At 67.5% G+C, this 19,848-nt stretch carries 19 protein-coding genes; 7 read left to right on the top strand and 12 right to left on the bottom strand.

Features of this window, described 5'->3' with window-relative positions; genetic code table 11:
• Nucleotides 1–11: 11 nt before the first annotated feature.
• From mftD to mftA, 9 genes are all read right to left on the bottom strand, one after another.
• Nucleotides 12–1,187: a pre-mycofactocin synthase MftD gene (gene mftD, locus VFG33_RS17540; protein WP_325053959.1), complete on the bottom strand. Its 1,176-nt coding sequence runs from the start codon at nt 1,185–1,187 to the stop codon at nt 12–14.
• Between the two features lie 27 nt (nt 1,188–1,214).
• Nucleotides 1,215–2,096, bottom strand: a complete 882-nt coding sequence (locus VFG33_RS17535; RefSeq protein WP_325053958.1) for a vWA domain-containing protein — start codon at nt 2,094–2,096, stop codon at nt 1,215–1,217.
• A gap of 93 nt (nt 2,097–2,189) precedes the next feature.
• A complete protein-coding gene (locus VFG33_RS17530; RefSeq protein WP_325053957.1) occupies nt 2,190–3,110 on the bottom strand; it encodes an AAA family ATPase in 921 nt (306 codons plus the stop codon).
• Between the two features lie 4 nt (nt 3,111–3,114).
• Nucleotides 3,115–3,930 (bottom strand): mycofactocin-coupled SDR family oxidoreductase, encoded by an 816-nt coding sequence (locus tag VFG33_RS17525; protein ID WP_325053956.1) that lies wholly within the window; start codon nt 3,928–3,930, stop codon nt 3,115–3,117.
• A gap of 13 nt (nt 3,931–3,943) precedes the next feature.
• On the bottom strand, nt 3,944–4,771 hold the full coding sequence (locus tag VFG33_RS17520; RefSeq protein ID WP_325053955.1) for a mycofactocin-coupled SDR family oxidoreductase: 828 nt from the start codon (nt 4,769–4,771) through the stop codon (nt 3,944–3,946).
• Nucleotides 4,772–4,807: 36 nt separating this feature from the next.
• Nucleotides 4,808–5,620, bottom strand: a complete 813-nt coding sequence (locus VFG33_RS17515) for a mycofactocin-coupled SDR family oxidoreductase (RefSeq protein ID WP_325053954.1) — start codon at nt 5,618–5,620, stop codon at nt 4,808–4,810.
• Between the two features lie 53 nt (nt 5,621–5,673).
• Nucleotides 5,674–6,894, bottom strand: a complete 1,221-nt coding sequence (gene mftC, locus VFG33_RS17510) for a mycofactocin radical SAM maturase (RefSeq protein WP_325053953.1) — start codon at nt 6,892–6,894, stop codon at nt 5,674–5,676.
• Nucleotides 6,891–7,178, bottom strand: a complete 288-nt coding sequence (mftB, locus tag VFG33_RS17505; RefSeq protein WP_325053952.1) for a mycofactocin biosynthesis chaperone MftB — start codon at nt 7,176–7,178, stop codon at nt 6,891–6,893. Before mftB ends, mftC begins: the two co-directional genes overlap by 4 nt.
• Nucleotides 7,179–7,188: 10 nt before the next feature.
• Complete coding sequence (gene mftA / locus VFG33_RS17500; protein WP_325053951.1) at nt 7,189–7,317, bottom strand: mycofactocin precursor MftA; 129 nt, start codon at nt 7,315–7,317, stop codon at nt 7,189–7,191.
• 146 nt (nt 7,318–7,463) lie between these two features.
• Between mftA and mftR the strand changes: the two genes are divergently transcribed.
• Nucleotides 7,464–8,063, top strand: a complete 600-nt coding sequence (gene mftR / locus VFG33_RS17495) for a mycofactocin system transcriptional regulator MftR (RefSeq protein WP_325053950.1) — start codon at nt 7,464–7,466, stop codon at nt 8,061–8,063.
• The gene (gene mftF, locus VFG33_RS17490; RefSeq protein WP_325053949.1) at nt 8,060–9,502 is read left to right on the top strand and encodes a mycofactocin biosynthesis glycosyltransferase MftF; all 1,443 of its coding nucleotides are present in this window, start codon (nt 8,060–8,062) and stop codon (nt 9,500–9,502) included. Before mftR ends, mftF begins: the two co-directional genes overlap by 4 nt.
• Before the next feature lie 15 nt (nt 9,503–9,517).
• On the opposite strand, the gene VFG33_RS17485 is transcribed toward mftF, so the two are convergent.
• Both VFG33_RS17485 and VFG33_RS17480 read right to left on the bottom strand, forming a co-directional pair.
• Nucleotides 9,518–10,516 carry an LLM class flavin-dependent oxidoreductase gene (locus VFG33_RS17485; protein ID WP_325053948.1) on the bottom strand — a complete coding sequence of 333 codons (999 nt, stop codon included), beginning with the start codon at nt 10,514–10,516 and terminating at the stop codon, nt 9,518–9,520.
• A gap of 54 nt (nt 10,517–10,570) precedes the next feature.
• Complete coding sequence (locus VFG33_RS17480) at nt 10,571–10,915, bottom strand: DoxX family protein (protein WP_325053947.1); 345 nt, start codon at nt 10,913–10,915, stop codon at nt 10,571–10,573.
• Nucleotides 10,916–11,404: 489 nt separating this feature from the next.
• Here VFG33_RS17480 and VFG33_RS17475 point away from each other — a divergent pair, with 489 nt between their 5' ends.
• From VFG33_RS17475 to VFG33_RS17465, 4 genes are all read left to right on the top strand, one after another.
• On the top strand, nt 11,405–14,653 hold the full coding sequence (locus VFG33_RS17475; protein WP_325053946.1) for a BTAD domain-containing putative transcriptional regulator: 3,249 nt from the start codon (nt 11,405–11,407) through the stop codon (nt 14,651–14,653).
• 21 nt (nt 14,654–14,674) lie between these two features.
• Complete coding sequence (locus VFG33_RS41365; RefSeq protein WP_422653758.1) at nt 14,675–14,755, top strand: hypothetical protein; 81 nt, start codon at nt 14,675–14,677, stop codon at nt 14,753–14,755.
• A 58-nt stretch (nt 14,756–14,813) separates the two neighbouring features.
• Nucleotides 14,814–15,803, top strand: a complete 990-nt coding sequence (locus VFG33_RS17470) for an NADPH:quinone oxidoreductase family protein (RefSeq protein ID WP_325053945.1) — start codon at nt 14,814–14,816, stop codon at nt 15,801–15,803.
• Nucleotides 15,804–15,930: 127 nt separating this feature from the next.
• Complete coding sequence (locus tag VFG33_RS17465; protein WP_325053944.1) at nt 15,931–17,784, top strand: alpha-L-fucosidase; 1,854 nt, start codon at nt 15,931–15,933, stop codon at nt 17,782–17,784.
• A gap of 219 nt (nt 17,785–18,003) precedes the next feature.
• On the opposite strand, the gene VFG33_RS17460 is transcribed toward VFG33_RS17465, so the two are convergent.
• Nucleotides 18,004–18,903, bottom strand: coding sequence for a CE1 family esterase (locus VFG33_RS17460; RefSeq protein WP_325053943.1), 900 nt, complete (start codon nt 18,901–18,903; stop codon nt 18,004–18,006).
• 348 nt (nt 18,904–19,251) lie between these two features.
• On the opposite strand from VFG33_RS17460, the gene VFG33_RS17455 reads away from it, so the two are divergent.
• The gene (locus VFG33_RS17455; RefSeq protein ID WP_325053942.1) at nt 19,252–19,695 is read left to right on the top strand and encodes a MarR family winged helix-turn-helix transcriptional regulator; all 444 of its coding nucleotides are present in this window, start codon (nt 19,252–19,254) and stop codon (nt 19,693–19,695) included.
• The last annotated feature ends 153 nt before the right edge of the window (nt 19,696–19,848 follow it).

The raw sequence follows: 19,848 nt of genomic DNA, 5'->3' as shown, positions 1-19,848 counted from the left end.
TCGCCGGCCGCTCAGTCCCGTACGCCGAGCCGGCGGGTGAACCCCGGCGGGACGATCAGATCGGAGGGGTTCAGGTCCTGCACGGACTTGTGGCCGAGTCCCAGCACTGCCGAGTCGATGCCACCGCGGAGGATGTCGAGGACGTTCTCCACACCGGCTTGGCCGTTGGCCGCGAGTCCCCACAGATAAGCCCGGCCGATCATCACCGCCCGGGCTCCGAGGGCGAGCGCCTTGACGACATCGCTGCCGCGGCGGACACCTCCGTCCAATAGGACCTCGACCTGGTCGCCGACTGCTTCGGCGACGGCCGGCAGGGCCCGGATCGTGGCCGGGGTGCTGTCCAGGTTGTTGCCGCCGTGGTTCGACACCGAGATCGCCGTCACGCCCGCATCGACCGCTCGTTTGGCGTCGTCGATGCGCATCACGCCCTTGAGCATGAACGGGCCGTCCCATTGCTTGCGCAACCAGGCGACGTCGTCCCAGCTCGGCGGTGGCGTCTGCATCCACTCGCCGTACGCACCGAAGAAGCTCGGCGCGGCGGCGCCGACCGGCGCCATATTCGGGGCGGTGAGCGCCGGCGGACGACCGGTCTTGGCGTAGCGCCACAGCCACCGTGGATGGGTCACGCCCTGCGGCGCGTACCGCACCATGGTGCCGAGGCTCATCCGCTCCGGGATCTTGGGGCTACCCCAGTCGCGCCCGTTCGAGAACGACCAGTCCAGCGTGAGGATCACCCCTGCCGCGCCGGCCTTCTTCGCTCGCTCCAGGCGTTCGACCAGAACGTCGTGGGACCCGGACCAGTAGAGCTGGACAAAGGTCTTCGGGTTCGCGGCGGCCACCTCTTCGATGGGTTTGCTGGCCATCGAGGACAAGCCCATCGCAGTACCCCGGGCTGCCGCGGCCCGAGCGACCGCGACCTCGCCGTCGGGGTGAACCGCCTGCACGCCGGTCGGTGACAGGATCACCGGCAGTGCCAGCTGCTGACCGAGCACTGTCGTGCTCAGGTCGCGCTCGGCCGACAGATCGGCGACGTGCGGCGCGAAGCCCAGTTCGCCGAAGGCCGCGGCGTTGTCATCCAGCGTGTGCCCGGCCTCGGACCCTGCGAGCAGGGCCAGATAGACGGAGGGCGGCAGCCGCTTCTTCGCGCGACGCTGTGCCTCCGCGACGGTCTCGAACCAGCTATTCATGATTTCATCCTCTCCTTCTTGCGCAGCTCATGCTGCGAACACCTTCGTCAGTCCCGGTGCCACGTCCCGGTGCTGCCGGATCCGGACCAGCTGGCCGTGGCCGGCGCGGGCCAGCTCCCGGCCGAGCTCGAGATCGTGTTCGCCGCTCACATCGAGCAGTACGTCGAGCCTGGCCAGCCGGGCAGCGTCGATCCGCGGGTCGGGGCCGGCGTTGTGGACACAGTCGGACAGCAGGACGACGCGAGCGTCGCGAGCGGGAATCCGGGACAGCTCGCGCGCGGCCACCTGCAACGGGAAGGCGATGTTGGTCAGGCCTTTCGCAGGCAGCTCGAGCAGGGCATCGACCAGATCCAGTGGTCGCACAGGCTGGCCGAGGTGCAGCAGGACGGCCGCATCGGACCAGAAGGCCAGTACGGCAAGATCGTCACGAACAAGCTCGGCGGCCAGTGCGCCGACGGTCGCCGCGGCGTTGCGGATCCGCTCGCCGCGCATCGAGCCGGAGACGTCGACCGCGAGGACGACCGATCGCCGCGTGCGGACGCGCTCGCGGACGATGATGTCCTCGTCGTCGGGTACCGGGCGTTCCGCGAGCATCTCGATCGTCGCGTCCAGGTCGATGTCGTCGGAGCCACCGCGGTACGGGACGCTGGCGAGTTCACCGGAGCCGCGGTTCGACGTCACGTCGAGCCGGGGACGTCGGAGCGCGAGCCGGGCCGCGATCTGGCGGGCCCGGGCGCGCGCCACCGGGTCCGAGGGTGCAGACTCCGCGGAGGCCGTCACCAGGTCCCCGGTCTCGTCGGTGCTACCGGGCGCGGTCCCCGTGGGCCGCCGCGGATCGCGGTTGCCGTGGCCGGTCGGGATGGATCGGAGCACGATGCCGCCCTGTCCTCCCGGCGAAGGCTCGAACAACGTCGGCTCTCCTTCCAGCTGCTTGGGCCGCCGGCGCAGTGGTGTTCGTGGCTGTCCTCTGCGTCGTAGCGGTGAGTCGGCTTCCACGGCTCTTCAACCAGGTGCCGCGACGGCGTTCGCCAGGATGAAGTGGTCCTCCCAGATCTCCCGGAGTACTTGCTCGGGTGTCGTCTCGGCGGCCTCGTCCAGCTGGATCCGGCCGGACAGCGCGACCACCATCGCGTCGTACATGGTCTCGGCATAGCGGGGGTCGTCAGGCGACGAGATCCCGCGCAGCTCGGACAGTTGACCGGCGACGAGGACGCAGTCGATGGCGCCGCGGACGCTGCTGCCCTGCCGGACGTCGGGGTGCTCGCGGGTCGCGCGGGTCACCGCGACCGCGTCGGTGGTCAAGCGGTCGCCGAGCCGGCCCGTCGCCGTGGTCCGAAGCTCGACGATGCTGCGTTCGGCGTCGGCGTCCTGGTAGCCGACCGCGAGCCGGTTCAGCCGGTCGTGCACGCTGGTCGACAAGCGGGTGGTGCCGACGTTGTCGTACGGGTTCATCGAGGCGATCACCCGGAAAGTCGGCAACGCCTCGATGGTGCCGACGCGCGGTACGGCGATGGTCCGGTCGGCCATTGCCGTGAGCAACGTGTTGACGGTGTCCTCCGGAGCCCGGTTGAACTCCTCGATGTAGAGGAAGCCGCCTTCGCGCATCGCCTCGACCAGTGGCCCGGCGACGAAGTTGTCGGCGCTGTAGTCCTCGCGCAGTACCCGGGCCGGGTTGTGGTGTCCGACGAGCTTGGCCGGGGTCAGGTCGGCGTTGCCCTCGACGAACAGCAGCGGGATGCCCCACTCGCTGGTGATGGCGCGCAGGATCGTCGTCTTGCTGGTGCCCGGCGGGCCTTCCAGGATGATGTCGCGGCCGGCGGCGACCGCCGAGAGCACGAGGTCCAACTCGTGCTCCCGGCCGACCACCTTGTCCGCCACCCGTCGCCGGGTGGCGGACAGACTGGCGCCTGTCAGATTGTCCACAATCTCACTTCTTGTTCGTGAATCCGGCGTCGACGGGGAGGGTGACCCCGGTGACGTAGCGGGCGTCATCGGACACCAACCACAGGATGGCGTTCGAGATGTCCACGGGCTCGACCATGCCAACTGGCAGGGCGTTGGCCATCGCGTTGCCGAGCTGCGGGTCCTGCTGGAGGAACTCCTGCATGACGTCGTTCACGACCATCGGGGTGTTCACCCCGGTAGGATGGACGGTGTTGACCCGGATCGAGTGCGTGGCCAGGACATTCGCGTACGACCGCATCAGCCCGACCACGCCGTGCTTGGCCGCGGTGTAACCGAGTCCACCCGGCTGGCCGCCGCCGATACCGGTGAGCCCCGCGGTCGAGCTGGTCAGCACGATGGCGCCGCCCTGGCCGCGCTCGATCATCGACGGGATGGCCACCTCGACGGTGTTGTAAACGCCGGTCAGGTTGACGTCGATCACGTCCTGCCACTCGTTCGGCTGGACCTTCACCCCCATCGGGGCGATGCCGGCGTTGGCGAGCACGATGTCGACCGGGCCGAGTTCGGCGACACCAGCGTCGAACGCGGCTTGGAGACCGGCGCGGTCGCGGACGTCGGCCTGGCGGGCGACGATCCGCCGGTCGAGCGCCTCGACCTCCTTGACCGTCTGGTCGAGATCCTCGGGCGTGGCCATCGGGTACGACACGCTGGCGATCTGTGCGGCGATGTCGACGGCGATGATGTTCGCGCCCTCCTGAGCGAGCCGAACAGCGTGGCTACGACCCTGGCCGCGGGCCGCGCCGGTGATGAAGACGACCTTGCCTTCGAGCTTTCCCATGGTGCTTCCTACCTCACTTCACTACCGAGCCGGCATCGACCGGCAGCGTGACGCCGGTGATGTAGCGAGCCTCGTCCGAGGCCAGGAACAGCACGGCGTTGGAGATGTCACGAGCCTCGACCCAGGGGATCGGCAGAATGTTCATCGCCTGGAACCGCTCGACGAGCTGATCCTTGGTCGGGTTCTCGAGGTCTGGTGCGAACAGCTCGTAGGTCGCCTTGTTGTGGATCATGTCGGTGTTGACACTGGTGGGGTGCACCGAGTTGACCCGGATCATGTCGGGTCCGAGCTCGTTGGTGAGTGTCCGCATGAGTCCGACCACGCCGTGCTTGGCGGACACGTAATGCGCGAGGTGCTGGTAGCCCTTCAACCCGGCTGCCGAGCTGGTCATGATGATCGACCCCCCGCCGGCCGCTCGCAGGTGCGGGATGGCTGCCTTGGCGGTGTGCCAGTAGCCGGTTAGGTTGACATCGAGCATGTCCTGCCAGGCTTGCTCCTCAAGGTCGACGGCAGCGCCGAAGCTGCCGATCCCGGCGTTAGCGACCACGATGTCCAGCCGGCCAAGCTGGGCCACCCCGTCGTCCAGTGCCGCCTTGAGCGCCGCGTAGTCCCGCACGTCGGTCTGAGTGGCGACGATGCGCCGGTCGAGTGCCTCGACCTCCTTCACGGTCTGCGCGAGATCGTCCGGCGTTGCCATCGGGAACGGCACCGAGTCGATCTGCGCTGCGATGTCGACGGCGATGATGTCGGCACCTTCTTCGGCCAGCCTGATCGCGTGACTGCGACCCTGGCCGCGCGCCGCACCGGTGATGAATGCGACCTTTCCTTCCACACGCCCCATTGCGTGCTCCTTTCGGGTGGTTTGACCCCCGTGTGGTCAGTACTGCGTGTTGCCGGCGTCGACGGTCATGGTCAGCGCGGTGACGTACCGGGCCTCATCGGAGGCGAGGAAGAGCACGGCGTTGCTGATGTCGACGGGTTCGGTGATGTCGATCGGCAGGCTGTTGGTGAACATGCCGCCGAGCCGCGGATGCGCGCCGATCAGGTCCCCCATCCGCTGGGTCCCGTCACCTGAGCCCATCGGGGTGTCCACGCCGGTCGGGTGGACGCTGTTGACCCTGATGTTGTGCTCGGCGAGCTCGTGCGCGAAGGCGCGCATGATGCCGACGATGCCGTGCTTGGACGCGACGTACGGCGTGAGGAACGGCAGCCCCTTGAGCCCGGCGGCGGAGCTGGTGAGGATGATCGACCCGCCACCCGCGGTGATGAGGTGCGGAGCGGCGAGCTGGACGGTGTTCCAGGCCCCGGTGAGATTGACGGCGAGAGTGTCCTGCCAGATCTCCGGAGTGACCTCGTCCCAGGGCCGCAGGATGCAGATGCCGGCGTTCGCCACGACGATGTCGAGGTGGCCGAGCTGGGCGACGCCCTCGTCGATCGCCTTCTTCATCGCGTCCCGGTCCCGGACGTCGGCCTGGGTGGCGATGATGCGCCGGTCGAGCGCCTCGACCTCCTTGACCGTCTGCGCCAGATCCTCAGGTGTCGCGTGCGGATAGTCCAGATTCGGGATCGGGCCGGCGATGTCGACCGCGATGATGTCGGCGCCCTCCTGGGCAAGCCGGACGGCGTGGCTGCGGCCCTGACCGCGAGCTGCGCCGGTGATGAAAGCGACCTTTCCTTCTACGCGCCCCATTGCGCGCTCCTTTCAGATGTTCAGTTGTCGGTCGCCGAGCTGGCTGGCCGTTGCTAGTTGCCCGCTGCCTCGAATCCGGCCAGGGGGCTCTCGTTGCATGCACTGGCAGGGCGGCGCCCGATCGTCACCGGGACCGGGGTGCGGCGTTCACGATGTGAGTGGTCGCCGCTCGGTTTCGGCGGGCTGACTTCGCCGCGGGCCAGCAGCGCGTCGGCGCCATAACCCTGCACACACTCGGGATCTGGTCCGTCGAGTGGGAGACCGGTGAAGAACTTGGCGGCCATGCAGCCACCGCGGCAGGAGTCGAAGAACTGGCACGACGCGCAAGCTCCGCCGGTCTGCGGCTGCCGGAGCTCGGTGAACAGCGCCGAATCGCGCCACACGGTGGTGAACCCGCCATCGTCTCGCACGTTGCCGGCCAGGAACTCGTCGTGGATGGCGAACGGGCAGGCGTAGACGTCGCCGATCGGGTCGATCAGGCAGACCACCCTGCCCGCGCCACACAGATTCAGCCCGGGCAGGGCCTGTCCGTATGCCGACAGGTGGAAGAACGAGTCGCCGGTGAGCACGTCGTCGCCGTGGCCGAGGAGCCAGTTGTAGAGGTCGCGTTGCTGGTCTTGGGTGGGGTGCAGTTCGTCCCAGACGTCGGCGCCGCGGCCCGATGGGCGCAGTCTGGTGAGCCGTAGTTGTGCGTTGTACTGGTCGGCGATCGCCTTGAAGTCGTCGAGCTGGCTGACGTTGTGCCTGGTGACGACGACCGACAGCTTGAAGCCGCGGAAGCCCGCGTCGGCCAGATTGCGCATCGCGCGCAGTGCGGTGTCGTACGACCCGTGGCCGCGGACGGCGTCGTTGACGTCGGCGGTCGCGCCGTCGAGTGAGATCTGCACGTCGACGTAGTCGCTGGCTGCGAGCCGGCGGGCTACCTCGGGGGTGATTTTGACGCCGTTGGTGGAGAATTTGACGCCGACGCGGTTCGCGGTGGCGTAGTCGACGAGTTCCCAGAAGTCGGGCCGGACGGTCGGTTCTCCGCCGCCGATGTTGACGTAGAAGACCTGCATGCGTGCGAGTTCGTCGATCACTGCTTTGCATTCGGCGGTGCTGAGTTCGCGCGGGTCGCGCCGGCCTGAGCTGGACAGGCAGTGCACGCAGGACAGGTTGCAGGCGTAGGTGAGTTCCCAGGTCAGGCAGATCGGAGCGTCCAGGCCGAACTCGAACAGGTCCACAAGACGGTTCGGGGCGGCGGTCGGGGTGGGCGTCGATGCGACGACGGTCATGACGGTGCCCTCTCGACGAGGAGCTGCGAGGTGGCGAGGGTGGCGAGGGCCCGCTGGTAGCGGGGCAGCTCAGCGTCGCCGACGCCGGCCGAAGTACAGGCCGCTCGTGCGGTCGGGCTGCCTTCGAGGCCGCTGACGACCGTCAGCAGCTTGCGGTCCTTGAGGAAGGACAACCGACGGGTGCCGAAGTGGTAGAGCAGGGCACCGAACGGCTCAGGTCGGACGGCGACCTGGGGGTGCAGATCCCAGGCCCGGTCGAGGTCGACAGTGACGGTCGAGGTCATGGTCAGCGGCTCAGTAGACGCCGCACATGCCGTCGATCGAGATCTCCTCGACCAGGTCGTCGTCCTCGACCAGCTGGTCGTCCTGGATCTCTTCGATGACTGTCGCGTCCAGCGCGACCTGGGTGTCAGCGTTGCTCATCTGAACCTCCTCGAGGAAGAAGCGGATCGGCTGCTCCTCGGCGGTAAGTTTTGGCACCGAGTGCCGATATCTGTCTGTTCATGCATACTAATGGCATCGGATGCCAAAACAAAGAGGCGCCGACGAACCGACTGGAGATCGACAGCATGACCAAGACGGCCGAGACCCCTGCCCTTCGGCAGGGCCGCCCCCCGGTGACGTCCGAGGCCGAGCTCAGCCACCTGGCCCTCGAACTCATCGCCGAACGGGGCTTCGAGGCGACCACCATCGACGACATCGCGGCTGCCGCCGGCATCGGCCGGCGAACGTTCTTCCGGTACTTCTCGTCGAAGAACGATCTGCCCTGGGGTGACTTCGAAAGCGAGCTGGTCGGGATGCGGCAGATGCTCGCCGAAACATCCGACGACGTACCGCTGATGGAGGCGATCCGCCTCTCGGTGATCGAGTTCAACAGCTTCCCGGCGAGCGAGATCCCGTACCACCGCAGGCGGATGGAGCTGATTCTCCGGGTGCCTTCACTGATCGCGCACTCGACGTTGCGGTACGCGGCCTGGCGGCAGGTGGTGGCGGAGTACGTCGCGCGGCGGCTCGGGGTGCCGGAGGACAGCATGAAGCCCCAGGCGATCGCCTGGGCCGTGCTCGGTATTGCCATCGCGGCGTACGAGCAATGGCTCGCGGACGACGACGCGGATCTGTCCGAACTGCTGGACAGTTCATTGCGGATGCTCAGCAGGGGGTTCGCGTGAGCGTCGCCCTGCCCGCGGACTTCCGGCTCGAGCTCGCTCCAGGCGCGTGGCTTGCCCGTGCGGACGTGCTGATGGGCGGTACGCCGTTCCGCATCGTCCGCCTCTCGAAGCTGCAGGCAGACACGCTGGCCGAGTGGCTGGCCGGTGGTCAGGTTGGCGATCAGCCCGACGCGGGGATGTTCGCTCGTGCCTTGGTGACGGCAGGTTTGGCCCGTCCTGTGCCACCTGCTCCCGGTGTGGACTACTCGATCAGCGTGGTGATTCCCGTCCGCGATCGGGTGCAGCAGCTTGACCGGCTGCTGCGTGCGGTCCGTCGATTGGCGGACACCGACCCGGTCGCCGAGGTCGTCGTCGTCGACGACGCGTCCGCGAAGCCGGACGAGTTGGCGGCCGTGGTTGCTGGCCACGGGGGGCGATACGTCCGCCGGGCCGTCCGCGGTGGGCCGGCGGCGGCGCGTAACGAGGGCGCCCGGATGTCGACGGGCGACGTGCTCGCCTTCATCGATTCCGACTGCGAGCCCCGCGCCGGCTGGCTCTCCGAACTCCTGCCGCACTTCGCGGATCCTCGCGTGGCCGCGGTTGCGCCGCGCATCGTTGCGATCGAAGAGTCCGCCGACCGTGGTTGGCTCGGCCGGTACGAAGCGGTGCGGTCGCCGCTGGATCGCGGGCCCGAGGGTGCGCTGGTCGTTCCTGGTGGCCGGGTGCCGTTCGTGCCCAGTGCGACCCTCCTGGTCAGGAGGACCGGGATGGCGGACGGTTTCGACGAATCGCTGCCCGGTGCGGAGGACGTCGACTTCGTTTGGCGCCTGGCCGGCCGTGGTCTCCAGGTCCGGTACGAGCCTGCCGGCGAAGTCGGGCACGAGCACCGCACCACGCCCGCTGGGTTCCTGGCCCGGCGTGCTCATTACGGCCGCACCGCCGCGCCATTGTCCCGGCAACATCCTGGAGCTGCGCGGCCGCTTGCGATGTCGCCGTGGACAGCGGCCGCTTGGGCAGCGGTCGCTGCGCGCCGGCCGGTACTGGCCGCGGCGATCACTGGAGTCGCGTCCGGTCTGCTGGCTCGAGACCTGCGGGGCGTGGTGGACCAGCCCGGTCGCGAAGCCGTTCGCCTAGCTGGTGGCGGCACCCTCCACTCGGGCGTGGTCGTTGCTGACTCGCTGGTCCGTGCCTGGTGGCCGCTGTCGATCGTCGCGGGTGCCGTTTTCCCCAGGGTGCGTCCCGCGCTCGCGGCTGCAGCGATCGTGCCGGCCTTGCTCGAGTGGCGGAGGACGCGCCCCGACCTGGACCCGATTCGCTGGACGGCGGCCAGAGTGCTCGACGACGCGGCGTACGGTTTCGGCGTCTGGCGTGGGTGTGTCGAGCAGCGGACGCTGGATCCGCTGCTGCCCGACCTCGGCTGGCGGCTGCGGATCGAGGCCGCTGACGATCTGCCGTTCTGACCCATGGGTGTGGCCTCAGGTGGTGGTCTCAGCGAGCAACTCTCGTACGCGGGGGATCACTTCGCGGCCGAAGAGCTCGATGGTCGCCATTCTTTGGTCATGGGGGACGCGACCGAGGGCGTAGGCCAAGTCGAATCGGTTGAGGCCGAGTAGACGGATCGTCGCCGCCAGTTTGGTTGCCACGGTCTCGGGCGATCCGACGTACATGGAGCCGTCGGTGATCTCGGACAGGAAGCCGGTCTTGGTCGGTCGTAGGTTTCCGCTCTGCGGCGATGCGGCGTACATGTCCGCCCAGTGCGGCCATTGGATGTCGACGGCTTCCTCGTCCGTCTTGGCCACGTACCCGTGCGAGTGCATGCCGATCGGTTGCAGCCGATGCCCGTACTCGTCGAGGGCCCGTTTGTAGAGTTCGACGAAAGGTGCGAAGCGGCTGGGATGCCCGCCGATGCCGGCGATGATCAGCGGCAGGCCGTACCGGGCAGCCCGGATCACCGATTGCGGGCTGCCGCCGACTCCCACCCAGGTGGGGAGGTGCCCCGCAGGAAGGGGAGGCATCACGTACTGGTTGGTGAGCGGGGATCGGACGGTCCCGGACCAGGTGACAGGTTGGTCCCGGAGGAGCCGCGTCAGCAGCTCGAGCTTTTCCTCGAACAGCGTCTCGTAGTCGGCAAGATCGAACCCGAACAAGGGAAAGGAGTCAGGCAGCGAGCCGCGGCCGACGATGAGCTGTGCGCGGCCGTTCGACACCGCGTCGAGCGTCGCGAACTCGGTGTACACCCTGACCGGATCCTGCGTGCTGAGCACCGTCACGGCCGTACCGAGCCGGATTCGCTGGGTACGGCCGGCGATCGCGGCCAACATCACGGGACCCGCAGAGTCCATGAAGTCGGCCCGGTAGTGCTCGCTGATGTTGAACGAGTCGATTCCGACGCTGTCAGCCAGGACCGCTTCCTCGACGGTGTTGCGGATGACGGCGTCGCCGTCGATCGGTTGACCGGACTCGTCAACGCTCACATAAGCAGGGGTGTCCAAGCCGAATTCGAACGCCGGTAAGGCCATCACGTGGCCTTAGGCGGTTGTGGCGCGGAGGACCAGTGCGGCCACGGCGACCAGGAGCACGATCAGCGGAGTACTGAAGCCTTCCTTGACGCGGATGTGGGAGATGATCGCGCCGATGAAGTAGAGCATCACGCCGATGGCCGCGGCGATACCGATCGGCCACCAGAACAGGCCCGCTATGAGGCCGATGGTGCCGGCGATCTCGGCGACGCCTAGCAGCCACATCTTGTCCTTCGGGAACCCGACAGCCTCCATGAGTTGCAGCTGCTTGGGGTCCTTCCGCAGCTTGCTGAAGCCCGACGCGAAGAGGGCCACGGCTAGCAGCGCGGACACGATGGCGGTTGCGATGAACATCAGCTCATCACCAGCTGAGCGTTGGGACGGGGCGAGCCTAGAGTTCGTCGGTTGTCCATAGATAGTAGGTGTAGCACAAAGTATTTGTGAGACACAACTAGAGAGTGACGCGCCATGGTCGTGCTCCTTCAGGACTCTCGGACTCGGAGTGCTCTGAAGTCACTCTTCAACCGCCCCGGCGCCCTTCGCGTCCGTGGACTCCCCAGCGAGCTCCCCTAGCCATCCGCTCGACCTTCCGCTGGTAGACGCCGACGAGCCTGCTGGGGTGGGACTTCCTTCGGATGGGGAGCCCTGCCTCGCATCGGGCGATCCGGGCGGCTTGGCACAGAGGTTAGGGAGCTCCACTGGCGCCGCGCTGTCCGTACTGCGCCCGTACCGCTAGGCCCCGGATACTCGCTGTGGCCGAGCGGTGACACGTTCCGCCGGTAGCATTGCGGGGGTGCCTCCCAATCGCAGGCCGACGCTTGGCCCGCCCACGTGCGGTGACGAATGACGGAGACCACCTTCGGAGGCCTGCTGCGGGCCCATCGGCTGCGGATCGGGATGACCCAGCGGCAGCTCGCCGACCTGGCCGGTGTGAGCCCGGGCGCGATCCGGGATCTGGAGCAGGGGAGGACGAGAAGCCCGAAGAGGGGTTCGGTCCAGGCGATCGCCAACGCACTCGGGTTGACCGAGTCTGACGTCGCGCACCTGCAGGCCGCCGCGGGGGCCCATCACGCAGCGCGCGCCGATGCCGACGCGGCCGGTCGCGGTCCTCTGCGCATCCGGGTGCTCGGTCCGATCGAGGTATGGCACGGCGACTTCCGGGTCTCCCTCGGCTCCGACCGGCAACGCGCGCTGCTCGCGCGGCTCGCTCTGGGGGCAGGCGCGGCCGTCGGCCAGGACGAACTCATAGAGCTTCTCTGGGGTCCCGGCGAGGAGGCCCAGAACGCGCAGCGCCTGCTGCACACCCACGTCGCCAGGTTGCGGCGACTGCTGGACTCCGACGCACGCGGCGGCACTGTGCTCGTGGGTGGGCAGAGCGGGTACCGGCTCGTGGTCGGCGCCGATCAGCTCGACCTGTTGGCGTTCCGCGACCTCACCGCGCGAGCGGCGTACGACGCGCCGGAGGGGGCGCTGGCCAAGCTCGCCAGAGCCGTTGCGTTGTGGCGCGGTGAGATCGACGCGGAGCGGGTGGCGTCGGGTCCGCTCTACATCGCGACGCTCTCGGAGTACGCCACCGCCGTCCAGATGTTCGCCACGCTGGCTCGCGATCTGGGCAAGCCGGACCTGGCGCTGAGACCGTTGCGAGAGTTCGCGCATCGGCACGAGTTGGACGAGCCGCTGCATGTCGAGCTGATCCTGACTCTTGCCGCGAGCGGCCGGCAGGTGGAGGCACTCGCGGCGTACGACCGGATCCGTGGCGCACTCGCAGAGCAACTCGGCATCGACCCCGGAGAGACGCTGCGGTCAGTACAGCTCGCCGTACTCCGGCAGCAGGATCGGCCGGCAACGGGGCGGACCGCGATCCAGCAGGCGCCTGCCGCGCCATCGGACTTCGTTGGCAGGGTCGGTGAACTCGCCAGGATCGAGGCCGCGCTTCCCCGCCAGGGTCTGGAGTCCGGACCGGCGTCGTCTCGGATCGTTTTGATCCACGGCCTTGCCGGAGTTGGCAAAACCGCCCTCGCCTTGGCCGCCGCGCATCGGTTACGCGGGCACTACGCAGACGGTCAGCTGTACGCCGATCTGCGCGGCGCCACCGCGACCGCACCGGAACCGATGCAGGTGCTCGGCGGGTTCCTGCGCGCACTCGGCGTACCGAGCAGGCAGATCGGGACGGACGAGACCGAGGCTGCCTCCTTGTTGCGCAGCGAACTCGCCGACCGTCGGACGCTTGTCCTGCTGGACAACGCTTCCGACGCGGAGCAGATCCAGCCGCTGTTGCCAGGCGCGGGTGGCAGCGACGTGATCGTGACCAGTCGGCGCCGACTGTACGGCCTCGCCGGTGCGAGCGTCGTCGACCTCGAACCGCTCGATGCGGGGGAGTCGATCGCACTCATCGCCGCGACCGCCGGATGGCAGCGGGTCGACGCCGATCCCGACGCCGCGCAGGCGCTCGCCGAGGCGTGCGCACGCCTGCCGCTGGCGCTGCGCATCGCGAGCTCGCGGCTGGCCACCCGGCAGGCCTGGACGATCAACGATCTGACCCGCAGACTGCGCGACGAGAACCACAGACTCACCGAACTGTCGACCCGCGAGTCGAGCGTGCTCAACAGCTTCCAGCTCAGCTACGACGACCTGAGCGCGCCGGCCCAACGCGCGTTCCGGCTGTGCAGCCTCCATCCCGGAGACGACTTCGGTGCCGACGGCACCGGTGTTCTGCTCGCGGTCCCGCCGGCTGAGGCCGATCGACTGCTGGAGGAGCTCCTCGAGGCGAACATGCTGCTGCAGTACACGCCGGACCGCTACCGATTCCACGACTTGCTCGGCCTGTACGGTCGAAGGCTGCTGAGGGACGATGACGAGGTGGAGACTGCGCGTTCCCGGCTCTACTCCTGGTACGCCGACGCCGTCACGGCGGCAATGGAGTGGGTCTACCCCCACACCGTGCGGCTCGGTGAACATCCGAAGCGGGAGACGCTCGTCGAATCCAAGACCGCTGCGCTCGCCTGGCTGGATCTCGAAGTACCGGCGTTGCTTGCCGTCGTCAACACCACGGCTGGATCCGCCGATCCCAGTCTGTCCTGGCGGATCACCGACCAGCTGCGTGGCTACTTCCTGATCCGCCGGCAGGTCGACGGCTTGCTGGCCGCGGCGCAGGCAGGACTGGACGGAGCCATCAGGGCCGGCGATGACGCCGCACGGACCGCGATGCTGATCAGTCGCGGCCAGGCGCTCGAGTCGGTCGGCCGGGACGGCGAGGCGCTGGCCGACTGTCTCGCCGGCGAACAGCTCGCGGTGGCGATCGGATGGACCAAGGCCGTCGCGTATTTGTCCCACCACATCGGGTGGCTCCACCTCGAGAAGGGCAGGCTCGCCGACGCGGACAGCTGGCTCCATCGAGCGCTGGAACTGACCGAGCACGACAAGTCAGGTCATGTGCGAGCGGTCGCGCTCAACGGCCTCGGGATGATGCGGCTGTGCCAGGGCGAACTACGGGATGCCGCCGAGTTGCTCAACGCGGCGCTGGAGATCAACGAGACAATCGGCAGGGAGACCTCGGCGCTGGCCAACAGCGGCAACCTGGCGAGCGCGCTTCGTCAGCTCGGTGAGGAGACGCGAGCCGCCGACCTGCTCACCGAGGTGCTCGCAGGGTATCGAAAGGGAGCCGACCCTCGCGGCGAACTGTCGACGTTGGACGAGTGGAGCCATCTGCACAGGCAGCGCGGAGATGCCGTCAGCGCGCTGCAGGTTGCCAGGCGCGCGCACGAGCTGGCGAACACGCTCCGAGACAGGAAGGCGACCGCACAGACCGCGGCCACCGTCGCCAACGCCTACCTCGCGCTCGGCGAGGCGACCACGGCCGCCCAGTGGTTCGAAGACAGCCTGACGGTTGCCTACGACACCTATCCCTTCGTCGAGGCACGAGCGCTGGTCGGCCTCGCCACCGCCCGCCTCGCTGACGGTGACCCGACCTCGGCGAACCATGCCGCCAAGCAGGCCTTCTCGATCGCTGGATCCTGCGGATTCGTCCTGCTCGAACAGGAGGCCTCAGCCGTGCTAGAAGCCTCGAAGCGCTCGGCAGCCAGTGAGGCATAGCCACGACGTCGTCGACGGGGAGTGACCACCTCGCTCGCGCTGGACACCCACGGCAAGTCGCTGGGTTCCCGTCTGCTGTCCATGGAGGTGAACGTCATCTAATTGAACCGGCGATGGACCTTGTCCGTGGTCATGGGTATGTGACTTCGAGAGGGTTGAGATGTTCTCTGGACGTGCGTGGCGGGTGGTGAAGTTCGGTGATCCGAAGGAAGCGGTCGAACTTCAGGAGCTGACCTGGGGCGAGCCGGCGCCGGGGCAGGTGCTGATCCGGACGCGCACCGCGGGGGCGGGGTTTCCCGATGTGATGATGACGGCGGGCCATTTCCCACTCCTTGGTGATCCTCCCTTCGGCCTCGGCGAGGAAGTCGCCGGGGAAGTCGTCGCCGTACCGCCGGGTTCTCGGTTTGCGCTCGGCGATCAGGTGGCGGGCATCACGGAGTTCTTGGAGGGGTGGGGCGGCTACGCGGAGTACGTCTATGTGCGCGAGAGGTCGGCCCTGCGGATCCCGGTGAGTATGACGGACGAACAGGCCGGCGGCTTTCCGATCGGCTTCCGTACGGCGTATGCGGGCCTCGTCGAGCGCGCCCCGGTCGAGGCCGGGCAGACGTTGCTCGTTCTGGGCGCCGCGGGCAGCAGCGGCGCCACGGCGGTGCAACTCGGCAAGGCGCTGGGAGCGACGGTGATCGCGATCGCCGGAAGCCAGGAGAAGCTGGACTTCTGTGCTCGGAACGGTGCGGACTACGGCGTGAACTACCGCACCGACGACCTGACGGCCCGGATCGCTGAGATCACCCAGGGGCGTGGAGTGGACCTGATCTACGACCCGGTCGGGGGCGACACCGCTGCCACGGCCCTCAGGAGCATCGCCCGCAACGGGCGTATCGCCATGATCGGCCTCGCGAGCGGGGCGCCTGTTGCGCTCGACTCGATGGACATGCTGCTGCGGAACTACACGGCGGTCGGCGTGCTCGCGTCCGGCAATGACGACGCCGAGAAGGAGGCCGCCGTGTGGGACCACCTGCGGGACCTCGCGGAACGCGGTGCGATCACAACACCTGTGGGCAAGGTCTACGGCTTCGACGACGTGCCGCGCATGATCGCCGACCAGTTGGCTCCGGGGGCGGGCAAGACGGTGGTCAGGGTGGCGTAGGAGGGGCAACCCGGCGAGGACCTTCGACGTCCGAGGTGCGACCGTCTTTCCTATAGGATCTGGTATTTTCGGAATTATTGTTCTAGTGTCCGGTTCGTCCCGCCCCGACGAACGACAGGAGATCGCTGTGTCCGCAGCAGGTCTTGCCCGCAAACGCCGCGTCGCGGTCTGCGTGATCGCCGCGCTGATCGCCGCCCCACTCCTCGCCATCCAGCCGGCCACCGCACAAGTGGCAGGTGAGACGACCGATGACCTCGCGCTCGGCAGAACGGCGAGTCAGAGTTCGGAGTACGAGACCGCCGCGCCGGCGTCGCGTGCTGTCGACGGGAACCTCGACGGTGGCTTCTGGAACGGTTCGCTGTCGCACACCAGGGCGGAATCACAGCCCTGGTGGCAGGTTGATCTCGAGAGTCGGCAACAGATCGGGAGCATCGCGATCTACAACCGCACCGACTGTTGTGTCGGCCGTCTCGCCGACTTCTACGTCCTGCTGTCCGACGAGCCGTTCGCCTCGAACTCGTTGGCCGAGTCCCGCGAGCAACGTGGCGTCACCTCGTACCACGTCGATCGCGTCGCCGGGAAGATCGTCCTGCCCATCAGCCGCAGTGCCCGGTACGTACGCGTCCAGCTGAACGGCACGAATCCGCTGGCCCTGGCCGAGGTCGTCGTACGGCGGAGTGCGGCGCCCGCCACCCCGCAGTACCGGAATGTCGCCCTCGCGGCCCGGGCGACGCAGTCGAGTGTCGCTGACGGTGGCGTGCCGACGAGGGCGCAGGACAACAACCTGGACGGGGACTGGAACGACCGGTCCCTCAGTAACACGGTGTCGCAGCTGAACCCCTGGTGGCAGGCCGACCTCGGCTCGTCGAAGCAGCTGACCTCGATCGTCGTCTGGAACCGGACCGACTGCTGCCAGGATCGGCTGCAGGACTTCTATGTCCTGACTTCGGATCAGCCGTTCGTCTCGACCGATCTGCAGCAGACCCTCAAGCAGTCTGGTGTTCGCGCTTCTCGCGTCCGTGACATCGGTGACCAGAAGGTGCTCAATGTCGCCGGCACCGCGCGCTACGTCCGGGTGCAGTCGGCGCTGACCGGCTATCTGACGCTGGCGGAGGTGCAGGTCTACAGCAACGAGAAGCCGGTACGGGCGGACGTCGCGAAGCACATCCGCGAGAACCAGTTCGGCATGTTCATTCACTACGGCCTGGGAACGTATACGAATGAGCAGTGGGCCACGCCGAACACCTCACCGACGGTTTTCAACCCGACCAGCCTGGACACCGATCAGTGGGCCGCGACGGCGAAGAGCGCGGGGATGAAGTACGGCGTACTGACCACCAAGCACCACGACGGCTTCGCCTTGTGGGACACCGCGTCCAACGCGTATGACGTTGCCTCAAGCCCCTATGGGGGCGACGTGGTCCGCCGGTACGCCGACTCGTTCCGCGCCGCCGGCCTGAATGTCGGCCTGTACTACTCGATCTGGGACCGCAGCAACGGCGACAGCACGGAGCTGGTGATCAATCAGGTGCGGGAGCTGCTGACGCAGTACGGATTCGTGAATCAGCTGTGGTTCGACGCGTGGGCCTTCGGGCCGGGCTACGGGAAGATTCCGTTCGACCAGGTCGCGGAGTTCGTCCGGAACGTGTCGCCCGGCACCGTGATCGTGAACAACGACAAGAACGACTCGCTGGCCACCTCGGACGTGCTCGAGTACGAGGACGGCCGTCCGCCGGCCGGGATCGCGGATCCGGTGCAGATGTCGGACATGATCAGCACGAGCGACTGGGACTGGTTCACCACCGATCAGTCCGTCGAGCCGCGGACGACGGAGGACATCGTCGACGAGGAGACCTACCAGCGCGACCACGGCTACCAGTACCTGCTGAACGTCGGCCCGAGCAAGGACGGCCGGATGGCAAAGGTCTACACCGACCGCCTGACCGAAGTCGGAGCCGCCCTCGGCGTCACCACTGGCTGAGTCCGACCTTCTGGTTTCAGTCCTTGGCCGCGAGCAGTTCGCGGCCAAGGACTGGGCCGCGCCGCCTAGACGGCCTTGGCGATCGCGATGGAGCCTTCGAGGCGCATCGGCCGTTGTCAGGAGCGCCGGCGAGCGGCTGGTGGAAGACACCGCGGTGGTTGCGCCTGTCGACGTTGGTACCGACCTCGGTGATCCGCATCGACCCGGTCCTGAGTCCGTTCAAGCGTGCTGGGTGCTGGTGGTGAGGCCGAAGAACTCGCTGATCGCCTGGGCGGTGTCGAGGGTGTGGTCGGTTCCGCCCATCAGGATGCGAGGACGGGCCGTCTTGGGGCCGGGGATGGAGTGGCCGGCCTCGTGCACGGTGTAGAGGGTGACCGGCGGGTGGCCTGGCTGTCGGTAGTCAGTGCGGTCCACCCGTGTTGGCCCGGTTGCGCCAGTGTCGACGGGCGCCGTGGTGGGAGCGGCGGTGATGCCGTTGCGCCGCGCGTAGTACGCGGCTGTCTCTGGGGCTGACAGGCCGAGACCGCGGGGGCGGAACCTGTACATCTTGGCCATTCCGCCCGCATACGGAGTGATCGGATCCCTTGTGCCGTGGACGAACATGACAGGAACCGGTTGCTGCTGCGGGGAGTCCGGGGCGAAGTTCTCCGGGACGGACTGGGTCGCGGACAGGATTGCCGCGCCGGCCAAGGCTTCCGGGATTTCGTGGATCAGGCGCATGACCAGTTGGCCGCCGTTGGAGAACCCGATGGCGTACACCTGTGCGCGGTTGCCGCCGTACCGGCGTACAAGGAGATCGATGGCGGCCTTGGCGAAGGCGACGTCGTCGACACCGTCAACGCGCGCCGCGGAGGTGTTGACGATCCTGGCGTCGTTCCAGTGCCTCTTGTAGCCGTCGAGATAGGCGACGACGGCCCCGGATTCCGCCCCGATGCGGTCGAAGGTGTTCGCGGTGAAGGAGCGGATCACGGCAGCGGTCTGCAGTGAACCGTGAAAGACCAACACCACAGGGACCGTGCCCGACTCCGGCTGCTGGTGATGCACAACGGTCAGTGTGCGGGCTCGGCCGGCGACCTCCACCGACTCGGGGGACACGGTCGCCTCAGAAGTCGCGCTCATGAGACTCCTTTCATGATGCGGGTCGCCATGGTGAGAACGATTGCCTCCGGCAAGCGTGATCCGACTCGGGCGATGATGGCGTTGAGTCGTCCGTTCACAACGGACGCCTTGCGGGTGCTCAGTGCTGTGAAGGCGGTGGTGACCACTTGGTCAGGAGTGCGCAGTTTGAATGCTTGAATCACTCAACTACAAGGTTAGCTTAGCACTTCAGTGAGCTTGTCAAGGGTTGCGGCCGGCGCGATGGCTTGACAAAATCGTTGAAGTACTCAAAGACTGGCCGCTGTGAAGGTCATCGTCGATGAACAGAAGTGCGTCGGTGGTGAATCATTCAGGAGTAGGCTGAGAGCCATGGGTACGCACGAGATGAACGCAGAGCTTGTCGAGCAACTCGTCGGCCTCGGCTCGTTGTTCACGGACATCACCAGGGGCATTGTCGAGGAGATCGGCCTGACCGAGTCGCAGGCGAATCTGTTGTGGCTGGTCGATCCGGATGCTGAGCCGGTGCCGCTCAAGAAGCTGGCTGTGCGGTTGCAGTGCGACCCGTCGAACGTCACGTTGCTCAGCGACAAGCTGCAGGAGAAGGGGTTGGTGAAGCGGATCCCACATCCGCAGGACGGCCGGGTGCGGACACTTGTCCTGACCAAAGCCGGTGAACGCGTCCGCAAGCGAATGCTGTCCACCGCGTATGTCCGCTCACCCTTCACCGCCCTCGACGAGAGGGAGCAGCGCCAGTTGAATCGGTTACTGGCAAAGGTCCTTGTTGCGCCCACGGTCGTTCGCAAGGTGGGCTGAGGTCAGCTGCCCATGGCCAAACCGTTCGCATCCTCGGCCGACACCACCGCCAAGGAACAGACTCTCGAGGTTCTCGCTGATGGTGTGTATGCCCTGACCGCGGAGGGTGACCCGAACATCGGAGCGATCGAGGGTGAGGAGTTCCTGGTCTGC

Source organism: Kribbella sp., assembly GCF_035687465.1.
Classification (GTDB): domain Bacteria; phylum Actinomycetota; class Actinomycetes; order Propionibacteriales; family Kribbellaceae; genus Kribbella.
The sequence above is the reverse complement of the archived record's forward strand: the minus strand, read 5'-3'. Positions and strand labels throughout refer to the sequence as shown.

Bases quoted from the DNA above. Each gene is read 5' to 3' on its own strand.
- mftD (WP_325053959.1), bottom strand. From the start codon at position 1,187: ATGAATAGCTGGTTCGAGACCGTCGCGGAGGCACAGCGTCGCGCGAAG.
- VFG33_RS17525 (WP_325053956.1), bottom strand. From the start codon at position 3,930: ATGGGAAAGCTCGAAGGCAAGGTCGTCTTCATCACCGGCGCGGCCCGC.
- VFG33_RS17520 (WP_325053955.1), bottom strand. From the start codon at position 4,771: ATGGGGCGTGTGGAAGGAAAGGTCGCATTCATCACCGGTGCGGCGCGC.
- VFG33_RS17515 (WP_325053954.1), bottom strand. From the start codon at position 5,620: ATGGGGCGCGTAGAAGGAAAGGTCGCTTTCATCACCGGCGCAGCTCGC.
- mftC (WP_325053953.1), bottom strand. From the start codon at position 6,894: ATGACCGTCGTCGCATCGACGCCCACCCCGACCGCCGCCCCGAACCGT.
- mftB (WP_325053952.1), bottom strand. From the start codon at position 7,178: ATGACCTCGACCGTCACTGTCGACCTCGACCGGGCCTGGGATCTGCAC.
- mftA (WP_325053951.1), bottom strand. From the start codon at position 7,317: ATGAGCAACGCTGACACCCAGGTCGCGCTGGACGCGACAGTCATCGAA.
- mftR (WP_325053950.1), top strand. From the start codon at position 7,464: ATGACCAAGACGGCCGAGACCCCTGCCCTTCGGCAGGGCCGCCCCCCG.
- VFG33_RS17480 (WP_325053947.1), bottom strand. From the start codon at position 10,915: ATGTTCATCGCAACCGCCATCGTGTCCGCGCTGCTAGCCGTGGCCCTC.
- VFG33_RS17475 (WP_325053946.1), top strand. From the start codon at position 11,405: ATGACGGAGACCACCTTCGGAGGCCTGCTGCGGGCCCATCGGCTGCGG.
- VFG33_RS17470 (WP_325053945.1), top strand. From the start codon at position 14,814: ATGTTCTCTGGACGTGCGTGGCGGGTGGTGAAGTTCGGTGATCCGAAG.
- VFG33_RS17460 (WP_325053943.1), bottom strand. From the start codon at position 18,903: ATGAGCGCGACTTCTGAGGCGACCGTGTCCCCCGAGTCGGTGGAGGTC.
- VFG33_RS17455 (WP_325053942.1), top strand. From the start codon at position 19,252: ATGGGTACGCACGAGATGAACGCAGAGCTTGTCGAGCAACTCGTCGGC.